We start from the raw sequence: 16,656 nt of genomic DNA, 5'->3' as shown, positions 1-16,656 counted from the left end.
CTCAAGAAATTACGAGTTTGCCTACAGTCTTTTTCTTTTACAATGAAATAAAGTAAAGCCGATACGGGCCAAGCTGCTTTCCTCGCTCCATCCAACTTCTTCCCTATTACTGTTTGATTAACCGTAAACTTTTAAGCTGATGAAAGTTGAAGACGGAAAATTAAATCAATAAACATGAACAATTAGAAATGGTAACGGTTAATCAATTTATATCATTTGAGCGAAAATTAGAGGCTGCTATTTACCCTTTAGTAGAAACGACTTACTAAGCTTATGGATGCCCAAATATTGATCATGCCACTCTATATTTGGTAAGTAATTAGAAGAAAAAATGACAACAGCCATCGAGAGTGAACTTTTCGATGGCTGTTGTTTGCAGTTTGAAGCGCCCAATAAAGTAGGTACTTTTTAATCTTCATCATATGCTTGGATGATCTTCTGCATTGTGCGCAAGGTATCATAGAAATCTGCATATTTTTCGATTCCTATATCTTCGATGATTCTATCTTGAATCGTTTGCCAAATGGGTGCGGCTTCATGCAGCTTTTCTAATCCTTTTTCAGTGAGCGTAATCTTTTTAGTGCGCGCATCGCTTGTGTCTCGCTTTAATTCAACATAGCCATGTTGCTTTAATAGATTAATATTACGGGTCACAGTCGTTTGATCAAGTTGTAAAATTTCACCTAAACGGCTAATTGAGACAGTTTGTTGAAGGTCGATATGGGCCAGCATGGAATATTGTGTAACCTTTAAACCAGTGGGCTGTAGCAGCTTATCATATAATTGTGTGACAACCCTTGTTTTTTTTCTAAGGTTTGCACAAACACAGATTTGTGTATAATCGATTGTTTTAAGTTGCTTCTTCATCGTCAGTACTCCTTTGAGGGGATTCTACTAATTGTAAGTATACACCTAAGAGCTAGAAAAGACTGCTTGACAGCTATAGGAACGATTATTATCATTATACATGTATATACATATAAATGGAATGAAGAGATCTCAAAACATGTATATACATGTTTTGTTATGCATCTCACAAGAAAAGAAGGTGTTAGGATGAAGCGAGTTCATTATAGCTGGTTGATTTTGATTGTCACATTTTTCTCGATTATTGTAGCAGGGATTACAATGTCATCGTCTGGTGTTTTCCTTGATCCCCTCGAAAAAGAATTTCAATGGAATCGCTCAACGATTGCTTTAGCATTTGCTGTAAGTTTATTTTTATATGGCATATCTGGACCATTTATGGCGGCGCTGCTTGAAGTCATTGGCTTAAAGAAAATGATGCTTAGTGCCATGTCTACTTTAATAGTAGGAATGACCTTAACCTTTTGGATGAGCCAATCCTGGCAGTTAATCATTATTTGGGGAGGCATCATTGGGCTTGGTGCGAGCCTTTTTTTAACGGTGCTCAGTCCCTATGTAGCGAATCATTGGTTTGTTAAACGCAGAGGGCTGGCAGTTGGGATTTTAACGGCTAGTACAGCCACAGGTCAATTAATTTTACTGCCAGTGCTAGCCATTATTATTGAACACTATTCTTGGCGATGGGCAATGGGATTAATCCTACTCCTGAGTACCATGATGTTCGTCATGATTGCTATGTTTATTAAAAACAAGCCGCAAGATATTGGTCTAACCCCTTACGGTCATGATGAGATTATAGAAGAGCCGCAAGTACAGCCCAAGAAGAATCCAATTAGTATGGCATTTCTTGGTTTAGCAGAGGCAGTTAAAGTCAAAGCATTTTGGCTCTTAGCAGGCAGCTTTTTCATTTGTGGTCTTTCGACAAGTGGATTAATCGGAACTCACTTTGTGTCATATTGTATTAGCTTTGGCGTTCCGCTAGTAACCGCTGCATCTCTTCTTTCTTTTATGGGGGTGTTTAACTTATTAGGCACGACTGTCTCTGGCTGGCTATCGGATCGTTTTGATAATCGTTGGCTATTATTTTGGTATTACTTGTTAAGGGGAGCTTCTCTCTTGCTACTCCCTTATGCACTCGCTCAAGGCTCCTTTGTTTTACTGACGATTTTCAGCATCTTTTATGGACTCGATTGGATTGCCACAGTACCACCAACTATCAGCATTACACGACAAATTTTTGGGATGCAAAAAAGCAGTATTATTTACGGATGGATATTCGCCTCACATCAGGCAGGAGCGGCAGTTGCTGCGTATGGGGGTGGGTTGATTTATAAATTTTTCAATTCCTATACATGGGCTTTTTTCCTTGCTGGCCTATTCTGTGCATTGGCAAGCTTATTCGTTATCATTGTAAAAAAACAAACGCCTCAGCAAGGATAAACAGTCGACTAAAAAAGTTGAACCTCGACAGAAAGAGGTTCAACTTTTTTTATCAATATTAGTTTGACATTTAACAAACAAAAGTTTATAATATAAACAAATATAACAAAAGGTGATGCTATGAATGAAAGAGAACAGGCGGTGCTTGCTTTAATTCGCCAAAACCCGTTTATGTCTCAGCAAGAGATGGCAGATACAATGAATCTGTCCCGTCCCGTGCTTGCTAATTTAGTGTCTAGTTTAACAAAGCAAGGAAAGATTGTAGGTCGTGCTTATATTTTACCCGAGGAAAATGAAATTATTTGCATCGGGGGAGCTAATTTAGACCGAAAATTCCATGTGAAGGGCAATGTTCAATTTGGAACATCTAACCCTGCCAGCTCTTCTTTTAGTGTAGGTGGAGTTGGTCGAAATATTGCTGAAAACTTAGGCAGATTAAACCATCAAGTGACGTTATTAACAACGGCTGGTAAAGATGCTGATTGGCAAGTGATCCAAGAAGCTTCGGAATCCTTTATGAATCTACGTTATGTGGAGCAGCTAGCTGAGGCTTCTACGGGTTCCTATACAGCTATTATGGATGAACAAGGTGAGCTAGCATTAGCTGTAGCCAATATGGAGGTTTATGACCTGCTGTTACCGAGTTTGTTGAAAAAGCATGAAACAATGCTAGTGAATGCTGGTTGCTTTATTTTGGATTTAAATTGCCCGAAAGAAACAGTGGCGTATATCCAACAAGTAGCCATTGCTCGTGCCATTCCATTAGTCATTGTGCCAGTATCTTCGCCAAAAATGAATCGACTACCTGAAACATTACAAGGTGTAACTTGGTTTATTTGTAACACGGATGAAGCAGAAACAATTGTTGGACATAAAATTGAAAACGCTACCCATTATGAAAAAGCATTACAACAGCTCTTACAACTAGGTGCTGAACATGTCATTATCACAGCTGGTAGCAAGGGTGTTTATGCAGCATCTACGACGATCGCACCTCGTCATTTCGCTGCGAAAGTGATCAACAAAATTGAAGATGTTACAGGAGCAGGAGATGCGTTTGTCAGCGCTGTGATACACAGTTGGTTGACAGGTCAATCTTTTGAGACATGTATTGATGCAGGGTTAACAAATGCTAAAAATACATTGGCATCTCCTTATACAGTAAGACCTGAATTATCAGTAGATTTGTTAAAAAATGAAATGGAGGAATAACAACATGAAAGAATTCATCGTATTATCAGAAGAAGTAAAAGCAGGACAAGCAAAAGGTCTACCAATCGTGGCATTAGAATCTACAATCATTTCACACGGTATGCCATATCCACAAAATGTGAAAACTGCGCGTGAAGTTGAGCAAATTATTCGCGATAATGGTGCAGTACCTGCAACCATTGCCTTAATAGATGGCAAAATCAAAATCGGTTTATCAGATGAAGAGCTAGAGATGTTTGGAAATTCACAAGGCGTTGCAAAAGCTTCACGTCGTGACTTAGGCTACTTACTTGCAACAAAAAAATTAGGTGCGACAACAGTTGCAGCTACAATGATCTGTGCTGAACTTGCAGACATTGAAATCTTTGTAACAGGTGGTATTGGTGGTGTACACCGTGGTGCTGAAACAACAATGGATGTCTCTGCTGACTTAGAAGAATTAGCACAAACTAATGTGGCTGTTATTTGCGCGGGTGCAAAATCTATTCTAGATATTGGTCTTACATTAGAATACCTTGAAACAAAAGGGGTACCAGTAGTTGGTTATGGTACAGATGAATTACCAGCATTCTACACACGTCAAAGTGGTTTCGATGTCAACTTCCAGCTTGATACACCAGAGGAGATTGCAGCAATGCTATCTGCGAAATGGCAATTAGGGTTAAAAGGTGGCGCTGTCATTGCCAACCCAATTCCAGAAGCTGAAGCATTAGATCATGCATTTATTACAAACATTATTGAAAAAGCTTTAGCTGAAGCTGAAGAGAATGGTATTCAAGGTAAAAACGTTACACCATTCTTACTTGGTAAAGTAAAAGAATTAACAGAAGGTAAAAGTCTTGATGCGAACATTGCATTAGTGAAAAACAATGCAGTCGTTGGCGCAAAAATTGCTGTTGCCTACAACCAATTACACTAATCATTTGTCGAAACAAGAACCCTTTGTGACATCCTGTCGCAAAGGGTCTTTTTCATTAAAAAGAAGAATATTTTTTCCATTTTTCGAACTGTTCACGAGATTAACTAAACTAAATGACACAGTCTCTTTACAATAGGCTACAAAATTTTATACAATTAAGTTTATATCTAATCTGAAAAATTTGACGAGCAAGGTGGACATGTTATGGCGAAAGAGCAAATTTTGACTCCTGAGGACGTTTTTGAGTTAGTCAAATCCTACATGAATGATGAAAATGTCACATTCGTGAAAAAAGCATATGAATTAGCAAGGGATGCCCATATTGAGCAATTCCGTAGCTCTGGTGAACCTTATATCATTCACCCAGTACAAGTGGCAGGTATTCTAGCTGAATTACAAATGGACCCGGAAACAGTAGCGGCAGGTTTTTTACATGATGTTGTCGAAGATACGGATTTTACGCGGGATGATTTGGTACGGGAATTTGGCGAAGAAGTAGCCGTGCTTGTTGATGGTGTGACAAAGCTAGGGAAAATTAAATATTTATCAAAAGAGGCGCAGCAAGCAGAGAATCATCGAAAAATGTTTGTAGCTATGGCACAGGATATTCGTGTCATCTTAATTAAGCTAGCAGACCGTCTCCATAATATGCGTACGTTAAAGCATTTACCTGCTGAAAAGCAGCGACGTATATCGAAAGAGACGCTAGAAATTTTTGCACCACTTGCACATCGTCTGGGAATCTCGACTGTAAAATGGGAGCTTGAAGATACAGCACTTCGTTATTTAAACCCACAACAATATTATCGTATTGTCAGTTTGATGAAGAAAAAGCGTGATGAGCGTGAGGCTTATTTAGAGAATGTCATGGCTGAGATGAAGTCACAGCTTAATGAGGTTGAAATTGAAGCAGATATCTATGGTCGTCCAAAGCATATTTACAGTATTTATCGAAAAATGGTGCTCCAAAAGAAACAATTTAATGAAATTTATGATTTATTAGCCATACGTGTACTTGTCGATAGTATTAAAGATTGCTATGCGGTTTTAGGGATTGTGCATACACTCTGGAAACCGATGCCAGGGCGCTTTAAAGACTATATTGCCATGCCAAAACAAAACCTGTATCAATCCTTACACACGACCGTTATTGGACCCTATGGTGATCCATTAGAGGTTCAGATTCGTACGAAGGAAATGCACAAAATTGCAGAGTATGGGATTGCGGCACACTGGGCGTATAAAGAGGGCAAAAATGTTGATCATCAAAAGCAAAATGTCGATCAAAAATTAACATGGTTCCGTGAGATTTTAGAATTCCAAAATGAATCTTCTAATGCCGAAGAATTTATGGAATCCTTAAAATTTGATTTATTTTCTGATATGGTCTACGTATTTACACCTGAAGGCGATGTCATCGAATTGCCAGCGGGTTCTGTGCCCATCGATTTTGCCTATCGTGTCCATTCAGAGGTCGGAAATCGTACGATTGGGGCAAAAGTCAATGGGAAAATGGTGCCACTTGATACACCACTGAAAACCGGCGATATCATTGAAATTTTAACATCTAAACAATCCTTTGGTCCGAGCCGCGATTGGCTAAAAATAGCACAATCCTCACAGGCGAAAAATAAGATTAAGCAATTCTTTAAACGACATTTACGTGAAGAGAATATCATTAAAGGGAAAGAAATGATTGAAAAGGAAATTCGTGCTCAGGATTTCGATTTAAAGGAAACGATGTCATCAGAAAACCTCAAACGTGTATGTGATAAATTCAACTATACGAATGAGGAGGACTTGTATGCAGCAGTAGGGGTGAATGGTATTACTGCACAGCAAGTGGTTAATCGTTTAGCGGAAAAACGTCGTAAAGAGCGTGAGCAGGAAGAAGCTTTAGAGAAAATCGAACAAAAAATGAAAAATCCAATTCCGCAAAAACGAACGGAATCGGGTGTCATCGTCAAGGGCATTGATAATATGCTTATTCGACTTTCTCGTTGTTGTACGCCTGTACCTGGTGATGAGATTGTAGGCTTTATTACAAAAGGTAGAGGTGTTTCTGTACACCGTGCAGACTGTCCAAATATTCAAATTGAGGATGAGCAAGAACGTTTAATTGAAGTGGAATGGGAGCATGGAATCATCCCTGAGAAAAAAGAATATCCAGTGGATATCGAAGTGTCAGCCTTTGATCGACCTGGTATTTTAAATGAAATTATGCAAATTGTTAGTGAAACAAAAACAAATATTTTAGCAGTCAGTGGTCGTGCTGATCGTGATAAAATGGCAACAATTCATTTAACGATTTCCATTTCAAACATTTCACATTTGCATAAGGTTGTTGAGCGGATTAAACAAACACCTGATATTTATTCGGTGCAGCGTGTCATCAATTAATGATTGGCAACAACATAGAATTGGGGTTTTAATGCATGAAAGTAGTATTACAGCGCAGTAAAGCTGCTTCTGTAACGGTTGACGGAACTGTCACAGGAGCGATTGATAATGGCTATGTTCTTCTAGTAGGTATTACACATGAGGATACACATGAGGATGTCGCTTATTTAGCGAAAAAAGTAGCTAATTTACGCCTTTGGGAAGATGCGGAAGGAAAAATGAATCATTCGATCCTAGAGCATGGAGGCGCAATTTTATCCGTCTCACAATTTACATTGTATGGGGATGCAAAAAAGGGAAATCGTCCTAGTTTCATCAGTGCAGCTAGACCAGAAGTAGCCGAACCGCTGTGGGAAGCTTTTAATCAAGCATTGCGTGAGCTCGGCTTACATGTGGAAACAGGTATTTTTGGTGCAATGATGGATGTTGCACTAATCAACGATGGTCCAGTAACAATACTTCTAGAATCAAAATAATGGAACATTTCCTATAAATCCTTCATATACTAATGAGTATGGTTAGTTTTATAGGAAGGAGTGTCTTAAACTTGACGCAGATAGGGAGTAGATCTAATCCATATTTATACGAAACACTTAACATGATGATTGGCCAGGCAGTAGTGGTGCAAACAGAAAAAACGATGCAAAAAGGTATTTTATTATCCATACTACCTGACCATATGATCCTTGAGATGAATCGTACCCCTTTCTTCATTCGAATGGAGGAAATTGTATGGGTTACATTGGAAACTACAAAAAATTGATGAAGTACGAACCTTCGAATCATAAAAGATGATAGAAGGTTCTTTTTTATATTTTAAGGTATAATGAGCAAATTTAATTATTAGAATATGGAGTTTATATTGGTTTGAGGGCAGAAGCAGGGATCGTTCATGGAGAAAGACACTTTTGGTATGTCTCTTGTGAAATCGGTCATAAAGCGACTAGAATTATACTCAACTAAGAAACAAGTAGGAATGGCTGCTAATATACTATTTAATACTGTCATGAATAGGTTTAAAGGAGGTTATATATTATGAACATAATGAAGAAAATAGCCAAGATAGTGGGAATAATTCTAGCTATTTTCGCTTTGTTTATAGGGGGTGGATACGCTATTCTCGAGATTAATCCATTTGGGAATAAACCAGGCAAGCCAGTTGCGGATATTGAGCACAAGGTTGAAATTTGGGGAGAAGAAGTTGCAGGAAATCATTCTGGAAGTAAGCTAGACGATATGAATATTAAGGGTAATCCTAACAGACTCTTAGCAACATTCAAATTTTCTACTAGTATTGTGGGAGAAGAATATAAAGACAATGAAGCTGCAATTGATACCTTTACATATGTCCATGAAATTGTAGGAGGCTATGAAAAATCTACCTATGAAGATGAACCATATCTGATTCCTTATACGAGGTCAAACAGTGACAGTGCCATCATTATTATTCCAGGAGGTGGCTATGGCTTTAAGGAAATGGATGGTGGAACTGCTGAAGGAAAAGAAGTAGCTGAATCATTAAATAAGGCAGGTATCAATGCATTCGTTCTACACTATCGTTCTAACCCATATGAATGGCCTATTCCCCAATTGGATGTTCAGCGGGCTGTCCGTTATCTACGTTATCATGCAAATGATTATGGTATTCATCCAGATAAAATTGGATTGATCGGTTTTAGCGCGGGTGGTTTTCAAACCGGTAGCTTTATTAATCTCATTCAGGGGAAAAATCTGTTTCCTGATAGTTATCAGCTTGATGACATCGATGCAGTCGATGATCAAGTAGTCTCTGCAGCTATGATTTATCCAGCATTGACCTATCGCTATAATGTGCCTATGCTCTTTGCTTCTTTTAAAGATGAAGATGTAAGAAGTCCAGAAGTGCGTGAAGAGCTTTTGAATCAGACAGATTTATCTAAACATTTTAGCACAGCAAATATACCTCAGTTTATTGCTTATGGGACGAATGATTTAGCTGTTGGGGTAAAAGGGCCACAAGAATATATTCAATCTGCACGAGTAGCAGATGCGGATATTACTGAAGTTGTAGTAGAAGGTCAGAATCATGGCTTTAAGCAGGAACACTATATGAGAGAGTTTCTTGAATGGGTAAAAAAGGTTTTCAATTCCTTATAATGTGTCTTTTTTACTTTTGTTAATTGTAACTTGTGGAAGCAGAATCAATAATGCAAGCGATTGAATTAGTATATACACATGCATGGATTACTTGCTTTTCTGTAGGCGAGCGCCTCTCCGCTTCCTCTCCATGCAGGGGTTGGATACGGCAAAGTTTTACTAAATGTTGGAAAATAAAGAGAGAGAAAAATGACAAAAGCCATCGAGAGCGACTTCTCGATGGCCTTTGTATGAATTTATTTAACTTCTAACATGAATTGATAGCTATTATCTATTGAAATAAAACTATTGTTGATTTAAAAGGATCTTTTCAATCACTGCAATCTCATACTAGGACTTTACTCAATTTCTTTCCATAAAGACAATGCGTTTATCCAATTTGGATCTCCGTATCCTTGATAGCTTTGAACGGCTACATAAATCTTTCCTTGGTACTCAACCTTATCTCCTTTTGTGTACGCCTTAAATGGACTCCATTGCTCATAAGAAGCCCCTAGATCTTTTGTAGTCACAGTTAAAATGGAACTTTTAATTGATTCATTTCCAGCCGCATCCACTGCAGTTACTGCATACATATATGTTGTATTCGATTGGAGATTCATGTCCATAAATGATGTAGTTTTTGATGTTCCAACAACAGACATTTGATCTACTTGTGTTCCTTGATATATAACATAATGGTCAACTGCTACATTATCCTCTGATGCACTCCACATTAAGTCTACACTTGAAGATGTTACGCCCATTGTGTGAAGTGCAGTTGGTTGCGTTGGTGCTTCTGTATCTGGAGCTGTATGCATTGTCTCTACAACTATCGATTCACTTTCATTAGAAACATTCCCAGCTGCATCCACTGCTTTTACCGTATATGTATACTTGGTAGTCGGTTTTAAATTTTTATCTGTGAATGTTGTTCCTGGTACCACTCCAACTACTTTATTATCACGTAATATCTGGTATTCTTTTACACTCACATTGTCTGTAGAAGGACTCCATTTTAGCTCGGCACTGTTTGAAGTAACTTTCGTAGTATGTAATCCATTTGGCTGAGTTGGAGCTTCTATATCTACATTTCCATTATTCACTAAATTAACGTCGATTACATTATAGAATGCATTTGAAGTATCAGCTACATCCCAAACAGCTAGAATAATGTGGTAACCACTACGATCAGTTGGCACGTTAATTGTATGAGTTAGATTATTCGATGCAGCAGAACTATTATGTTCTACAGTTGCAATTAGCTCAAGGTCAGCACGGTTTAATGGTTTATTTGGATTCCATCCCTTTTTAGTAATATAATAGTGCCATTTGCTTGTCAAATGTGGCGCTGTATACTTCCATGTAAAGGTATTTGAACCTCCTGTAATCGTGTTCTTAAACCAACGATCAGCGGTTTGTTGATCGAGTATGCCACCAAATAGACCTCCAGCAGATGCGATTTTTCCATCAGCCGGCCCACTTTGTGGAAATCCCTTAGGTGCCTCTAAACTCTGTGGCTCATACATTATGTTTCCGCACATTAAATTAAGTGCTCCATAATTTTGACTACATAAAGCAGCTCGGCTAGCTGGTTTTTCAACAAATCCATGGGCATATGCATTAGGTGCCATTGAAATACCCATGATTCCTGCTGCTAATATGGCAGCACTTATTCCCTTTTTACTTAACTTTTTTGCGAATTTAGTATTCATATAACTAGTCTCCTTTTGTTGGAATTGGATAGCAACTAGTATGATAGCAATATATTAAAAATTATTCAAAGTCTGTTTTTATAGGATAATAGTTTTGTTGTGCAAATAACTTTTGTTGCAAAATTAATGAGTATATAGACCTTGATTGGGCAAATATCTTACTTTAGAGGATTGTTTTCTATTAAAAATAATTAGCTATTATAATAAAATTTTCAAATCTATTAAAATTTGTCAATTTACGTACAGTTACTCTTCTCATTCGTGAAATGTAGCTATAGAAGTTGTTAACCTTGGTCACAATACTCAAATTACGGCGCTCTGCTGAACGCATAATTATCCAATTAATCGAGTATGAATATTTTATGTAGCAGAGGATAAGCATCCTTATCAGCAGGGGCGTCTGAGAAAGCTTGCTGTGGCAACAAATAAATAGAATTTCTGAAATAATAGAAAATTAATACTTTACAATAAATTTGAACTCATGTATATTTATTTTCAATTAACGACATATAGCGACAATATAATGCAAATGTCTAAATTGATTAAAAGGAGGGTGATGTCATGGAAAATGAACAAGGTGTAAAGAAAAGAAGCTGGCTGAAAGTACCTCATACATATACCATTATTTTTGCTATTATTTTTTTAGCGGGTATTGCAAGCTATATTATTCCAGCAGGTGAGTTTGAACGAATAGAGGATAAGGAAGGGCGAATGCTCGTTGTAGATGGAAGCTATCATCATATTGAGAGTGATCCAGTTTCATTTTTCGAAATGTTTACAGCTATTCCAATGGGTCTTGAAAAAGGGGCTCAAATTATTTTCTACATTTTCTTAGTCAGTGGTGTTTTTGGGATTATTCGTTCCACGGGTGCCATTGAAGCTGGTGTTTATAAAGGGGTAAAAGCTTTAGAGGGAAGAGAAAAATTACTTATCCCATTATCAATGATTTTATTCTCTGTTGGTGGTTTTACAATGGGGATGGCCGAAGAAACAATTATTTTCGTACCGATTGGTGTAGCAATTGCGCGTGCGATGGGCTTCGATGCTGTGACAGGGACTGCCATGATCACACTTGGAGCGGCCAGTGGATTTTTTGGAGGGATGCTTAATCCCTTTACGGTGGGTGTTGCACAATCATTAGCAGATGTACCGTTATTCTCTGGGATCGGCTTCCGTGCAGTTGTCTATGTTTTTGTGTTAGGTTTTGCTATTTTCTATGTATCTCGCTATGCCTTTAAGGTGAAAAAGAATCCACAGGCAAGTGTTATTTATGACATCGAGCAAAAAGCTAAATCTAATGTATCCGTTATTGACATTCCCACATTAACAGGAAAGCATAAATTTGTATTTATTGTGATGGCTTGTGGAATTGGCTTTAATATTTATGGTGTATTTAATTGGGGCTGGTTCTTAACACAGTTAACCGCCTCCTTTTTAATTATGGGGTTAATTGCAGGGCTAATTGGTGGGTTGAAACCTGCAACTATTTTTGATTCCTTCATTGAAGGAGCGAAGGCTGTAACATTCGGTGCTTTAATTGTAGGTTTTGCCCGTGCGATTACGGTTGTTTTAGAGCAAGGGAAAATTATCGATACTATCGTTTATGCGGCATCGGAAACAATTGGGCATTTACCACATGCTATCAGTGCAATCGGTATGTTATTTATTCAAGCACTGTTAAATTTATTTATTTCATCTGGTAGTGGACAGGCAGCCGCAACAATGCCGATTATGATACCAATTACCGATTTATTAGGGTTAGAACGACAAGTGGCTGTATTAGCCTTCCAATATGGGGATTCCTTAACGAACTCTATTATTCCTACTTCATCTGCCTTAATGGCCTATTTAGCGGTTGCAGGCATTCCCTATGAAAAGTGGATCAAATTCATTTGGAAGATGATTCTTGGCTGGGCAGTGATTGCATGCCTGGCGTTAATTGCTGCGGTAGCAATAGGGGTTTCTTAATACGTGAAAAAAGCTGTGGATAGCATCCGCAGCTTTTTTCTTAGTGTTGAAAAACAAAACAGTCAATTGGAAGGTAGAAATGGATTTCCGTTGCAGGCTACTTGACTCCATTCCAACCTACAAAAGTGTTACCTTTTTAGTGAAGGTTTTCAAATAAAGTGAAGGTCTTCACTGCTCTTTATGGCGAGGTGTTGTCACGCATCACTTCTCTACATTAATAATAAGAGCTTATTCCCTCTAAGAATACAAATAATGGGCTATTTAATCGCTATATTACTATGAAAAAAAGTAAAGACTCTTTGCAGAATGGTTGATTGGAGTGGAGCCAGCGTCACTCCTAGGGGATTTAGCGTCACAGATGAGACCCTGGAGCGAGCGTAAGTGAGTGAAGCGGCTCATCGGACGCCCCCTGGAAAGGACGCTGGCGGAACGGAAATCTCCCCCTCCCCTTGCAAAGTTGCTTTTTCTGCCTTTGACATGATCTTTTTTCATTATTCCTCTTGCTCATTAAAGTAGTTGAGAATTCCTTGATAAATACCGAGAGTCGCCTGTTCACGGAACTTCGCTGTGGTGATGACACGCTCTTCACTTGAATTACTTAAGAAGCCTAACTCAATAAGGACTGCTTTTTGACGATTTTCTCGTAGTACTAAATAGTTACCTTGTTGTGTGCCACGATCTCTTAACTCTAATTTACTTGATAGTCCATCATGAATCGCTTCAGCAAGCCCTTTTTGATTACTATTCATATAATAGGAGGTGAAGCCGTTAATAGAACTATCGTCTGTTGCATCATAATGGAGACTAATAAAGGCATCTGCTTCATATTGATGGGCAATTGATACACGCTTACGCAATGCCACATATTCATCGGATTCCCTCGTCATGACTACATTGGCGCCAGCCGCACTTAGCTTGGATGCAAGCATAGTAGCTGTTTTCAGCGTAATGCCTTTTTCCTCTGTACCACGTTGACCCGTTGTGCCATGATCATTTCCCCCATGGCCAGCATCAACAACTATTGTTAACCCACTTAACGTCCCTTTTTTACGAGGCTCTTCTTTTTCCTTTTGAGGAATCATCGTTTTATTAGAACTTGTTGTTACAACCCAGTTTGCAACAAATGCTGTTTGATCTTCATCTAATTGAATTTCATAAAAATCATTTTTTACGCCGACAATTGGATAATTTAAGCCAGCATCTACCCGTTCAACCACTTCAGCTGCTGTTGAGGCATCTGTTCGTAAGTTTGTCCCATTATAGATTATGGTAACGGATTCCAACTCTTTGGAAGAGGAAGTTTTGGATGTACTTTTAACTTTATTGGAGAAAGTACCATAAAAGCTATAAACCCAGCCTGTTTTTTTATCATTGTACTGAATTTGTACCCAATTATGTTCATGTGCAATTACTTTAAAGGCTTGACCTTTTTTCGCAGTGCCGATTTTTTTAGCATTCAAGTCTGGTTTTTTACGAACATTGAGGACGTCTACTAAAATAGTAAAGGTTGTGTCCTTGTTAACAGGTGTTGTAGTTGTCGTTACTTCTACGGCATCATCTTTAGGTTCCTTTTCTTTTTTAGGATTATCATTAATCGTGACATAATCCTTTGAAACCCATCCCGTAAGTCCATTCCAATCAATTTTTGCCCATTCAGCATTTTCTTCAATAAGGTTGGCTTGGTTGCCTGTAGAAAGTTGACCAAGAACAGCTGAAGAAATATCTGGATCTGTTCGTATATTTAAACGGTCAACTTGTGAGATGACGGTTTTATCGATGGCCTGTTTAGCACTTGTAGGAGCCGTCAGCCATGAAGCAACCCAGCCCTCATAGTTACCTGCTTTTACTTGAATCCAATCACCTTCACGACCGATAGAGGTTAAAGGATCACCTTCTTCTAATGTCGTAATAATGGGATATGATAATCCAGGACCCTCACGCAAATGAAGAATCGTTCCAGCGACTTTTAGATCACTGGTGTCAGCGGAAGCTCTTTGAACAAAGTTCTTATTTGGCATCGCAATCGTTACCATTAGTACGAATATGATTATACTATGTAAAATTTTTGTTCTCATCAGATTCCTCCTATTCCTTGTGCTATTTTACCATGCTTTTGTCATAAAATTCGTGGTAAAATGGTAATGGAATTTGTTATTTTCATTATAGCCCTATGAAAAATACAAAAACAGTTGACATTGGCATGGCTAGTGACTAACATAAAGGGTAATCGAAAAATGATTAATCGCTTATGACCAAGCAAGTAGCGTATACCTCTATTGGAACAGAGAGGGAAAGACTTAGGCTGCAATCTTTCCTACAAAAATGTATCACGCGAATAACACTTGAGAGGCTTTTTTCTGAAAAGCAGTGCTTAGTAGGAAAAAACGGAATCGGCCGTTATCCGATTACGAGGAGGACACATGTAATTAATTGTGTCAACTAGGGTGGAACCGCGGAAGCTTATATAGCTCTCGTCCCTTGCTATGGCAAGGTGACGGGGGCTTTTTTGTTGTTCGAAAAAACTGCGAGATTCTTTTGAGAAAAGGGATGGGTTCGGTTTTAGGTGGTGAGTCTGCTCATCAAAATTGCGAACCCGCTCTAATCAAAGTGAAGACCGCTCTTTGAAGGTGTAACCACACTCCAACCTGAATGAAAACTGCTCAATCGAAGCATGCCTCCGCCCCAAGTAGAATGACAGCTGCTCTATCATAAGCAATCGATATAGGAGGGATTTACATGAGTTTTAAAGTGCCACGAGGGACACAAGATATTTTGCCAGGTCAATCTGAAAAATGGCAAAAGGTTGAAGCGATTATTCGTGATATTTGTCGTGTTTATCGTTATAACGAAATTCGTACACCGATTTTCGAGCAAACGGATTTGTTTGCGCGTGGTGTTGGTGAAACAACGGATGTTGTGCAAAAGGAAATGTATACATTTGAGGATCGCGGGGGACGTTCACTAACACTACGTCCTGAAAATACGGCTGGTGTCGTACGTGCCTACGTAGAACATAAAATGTTTGGTGCTCCAGATCAGCCCGTTAAGCTTTCTTACTTAGGACCAATGTTCCGCTATGAGCGTCAACAGGCTGGGCGTTATCGTCAATTTGTACAGTTTGGAGTAGAGGCCATTGGTTCAGCAGATCCTGCAATTGATGCGGAAGTCATTGCTCTTGCGATGGATGTTTATGAATCAGCGGGCTTAAAGGATTTAAAACTAGTGATTAATTCACTGGGTGATAAAGAAACGCGTAATACTCACCGTACAGCCTTATTACAGCATTTTGAGCCACATATTCAAGAGTTTTGCTCTGACTGTCAAAATCGTTTGCAAAAAAATCCATTACGAATTTTAGATTGTAAGGTGGATCGTGAACACCCATTAATGCAAACGGCTCCAGCGTTAACTGATTTCTTAACAGAGGAGTCAGCTGCTTATTTCAGTCAGGTGAAATCGTATTTAGATACATTGGGCATTTCTTATGAGGTGGATCCAAATCTTGTACGTGGGCTTGATTATTACAATCACACAACATTTGAAATTATGTCTACAGCAGCTGGCTTTGGTGCGATTACAACACTATGTGGAGGCGGACGCTACAATGGGCTAGTGCAAGAAATTGGCGGTCCAGATGTACCGGGTATTGGTTTTGCATTAAGTATTGAGCGTTTATTATTAGCACTTGAAGCAGAGGGCGTTGAATTAGATACCGCTTCAGGACTAGATGTTTATATTATCGCAATGGACGCTGAAGCCAAGCAAAAGGCTGTAGAGCTAACTAGTACTTTCCGTGCAAAGGGTCTTGCGACAGAAATGGATTATTTAGATCGTAAAATGAAAGCCCAAATGAAATCAGCGGATCGTCTAGGTGCAAAATACACAATCGTTCTTGGCGAAACAGAGCTTGAAGAGCAAGCAGCTGCCGTGAAACATATGGAATCTGGTGAACAGCACAAAGTGGCATTCTCAGAGCTAGTGAATTATTTATCACAACAATCTTAAAGTAGATACAGGGCA

Annotated in this window: 12 protein-coding genes and 1 other annotated feature; of the genes, 9 read left to right on the top strand and 3 right to left on the bottom strand. The window is 38.7% G+C overall.

Features of this window, described 5'->3' with window-relative positions:
• Positions 1 to 408: 408 nt before the first annotated feature.
• A complete protein-coding gene (locus tag MKY46_RS15935; protein ID WP_036124409.1) occupies positions 409 to 867 on the bottom strand; it encodes a MarR family winged helix-turn-helix transcriptional regulator in 459 nt (152 codons plus the stop codon).
• A 189-nt stretch (positions 868 to 1,056) separates the two neighbouring features.
• Here MKY46_RS15935 and MKY46_RS15930 point away from each other — a divergent pair, with 189 nt between their 5' ends.
• The 7 genes from MKY46_RS15930 (at position 1,057) to MKY46_RS15900 (ending at position 8,974) form a co-directional block, all read left to right on the top strand.
• Complete coding sequence (locus tag MKY46_RS15930) at positions 1,057 to 2,307, top strand: MFS transporter (protein ID WP_340834766.1); 1,251 nt, start codon at positions 1,057 to 1,059, stop codon at positions 2,305 to 2,307.
• A 120-nt stretch (positions 2,308 to 2,427) separates the two neighbouring features.
• A complete protein-coding gene (locus tag MKY46_RS15925) occupies positions 2,428 to 3,519 on the top strand; it encodes a carbohydrate kinase (RefSeq protein ID WP_036124406.1) in 1,092 nt (363 codons plus the stop codon).
• Between the two features lie 4 nt (positions 3,520 to 3,523).
• A complete protein-coding gene (locus MKY46_RS15920) occupies positions 3,524 to 4,438 on the top strand; it encodes a pseudouridine-5'-phosphate glycosidase (RefSeq protein ID WP_036124405.1) in 915 nt (304 codons plus the stop codon).
• 204 nt (positions 4,439 to 4,642) lie between these two features.
• Positions 4,643 to 6,838 (top strand): RelA/SpoT family protein, encoded by a 2,196-nt coding sequence (locus MKY46_RS15915; RefSeq protein ID WP_036124404.1) that lies wholly within the window; start codon positions 4,643 to 4,645, stop codon positions 6,836 to 6,838.
• A gap of 35 nt (positions 6,839 to 6,873) precedes the next feature.
• On the top strand, positions 6,874 to 7,314 hold the full coding sequence (dtd, locus tag MKY46_RS15910) for a D-aminoacyl-tRNA deacylase (RefSeq protein ID WP_036124403.1): 441 nt from the start codon (positions 6,874 to 6,876) through the stop codon (positions 7,312 to 7,314).
• Between the two features lie 71 nt (positions 7,315 to 7,385).
• Positions 7,386 to 7,601 carry a DUF2642 domain-containing protein gene (locus MKY46_RS15905; protein WP_036124402.1) on the top strand — a complete coding sequence of 72 codons (216 nt, stop codon included), beginning with the start codon at positions 7,386 to 7,388 and terminating at the stop codon, positions 7,599 to 7,601.
• Between the two features lie 272 nt (positions 7,602 to 7,873).
• On the top strand, positions 7,874 to 8,974 hold the full coding sequence (locus MKY46_RS15900; RefSeq protein WP_051891680.1) for an alpha/beta hydrolase: 1,101 nt from the start codon (positions 7,874 to 7,876) through the stop codon (positions 8,972 to 8,974).
• A 338-nt stretch (positions 8,975 to 9,312) separates the two neighbouring features.
• On the opposite strand, the gene MKY46_RS15895 is transcribed toward MKY46_RS15900, so the two are convergent.
• Complete coding sequence (locus MKY46_RS15895) at positions 9,313 to 10,668, bottom strand: lytic polysaccharide monooxygenase (RefSeq protein ID WP_340834761.1); 1,356 nt, start codon at positions 10,666 to 10,668, stop codon at positions 9,313 to 9,315.
• A gap of 561 nt (positions 10,669 to 11,229) precedes the next feature.
• On the opposite strand from MKY46_RS15895, the gene MKY46_RS15890 reads away from it, so the two are divergent.
• Complete coding sequence (locus tag MKY46_RS15890; protein ID WP_058845150.1) at positions 11,230 to 12,636, top strand: YfcC family protein; 1,407 nt, start codon at positions 11,230 to 11,232, stop codon at positions 12,634 to 12,636.
• Between the two features lie 491 nt (positions 12,637 to 13,127).
• On the opposite strand, the gene MKY46_RS15885 is transcribed toward MKY46_RS15890, so the two are convergent.
• Positions 13,128 to 14,711, bottom strand: coding sequence for an SH3 domain-containing protein (locus MKY46_RS15885; RefSeq protein ID WP_036124396.1), 1,584 nt, complete (start codon positions 14,709 to 14,711; stop codon positions 13,128 to 13,130).
• Positions 14,712 to 14,875: 164 nt separating this feature from the next.
• Positions 14,876 to 15,118 (top strand) — a binding site (T-box leader).
• Between the two features lie 254 nt (positions 15,119 to 15,372).
• Between MKY46_RS15885 and hisS the strand changes: the two genes are divergently transcribed.
• Positions 15,373 to 16,641, top strand: a complete 1,269-nt coding sequence (hisS, locus tag MKY46_RS15880) for a histidine--tRNA ligase (protein WP_058844051.1) — start codon at positions 15,373 to 15,375, stop codon at positions 16,639 to 16,641.
• Positions 16,642 to 16,656 lie beyond the last annotated feature (15 nt).

It is taken from the genome of Lysinibacillus sp. FSL M8-0355 (assembly GCF_038008985.1).
Lineage (GTDB): Bacteria > Bacillota > Bacilli > Bacillales_A > Planococcaceae > Lysinibacillus > Lysinibacillus fusiformis_D.
This window is presented reverse-complemented; position numbering and strand designations above follow the sequence as displayed.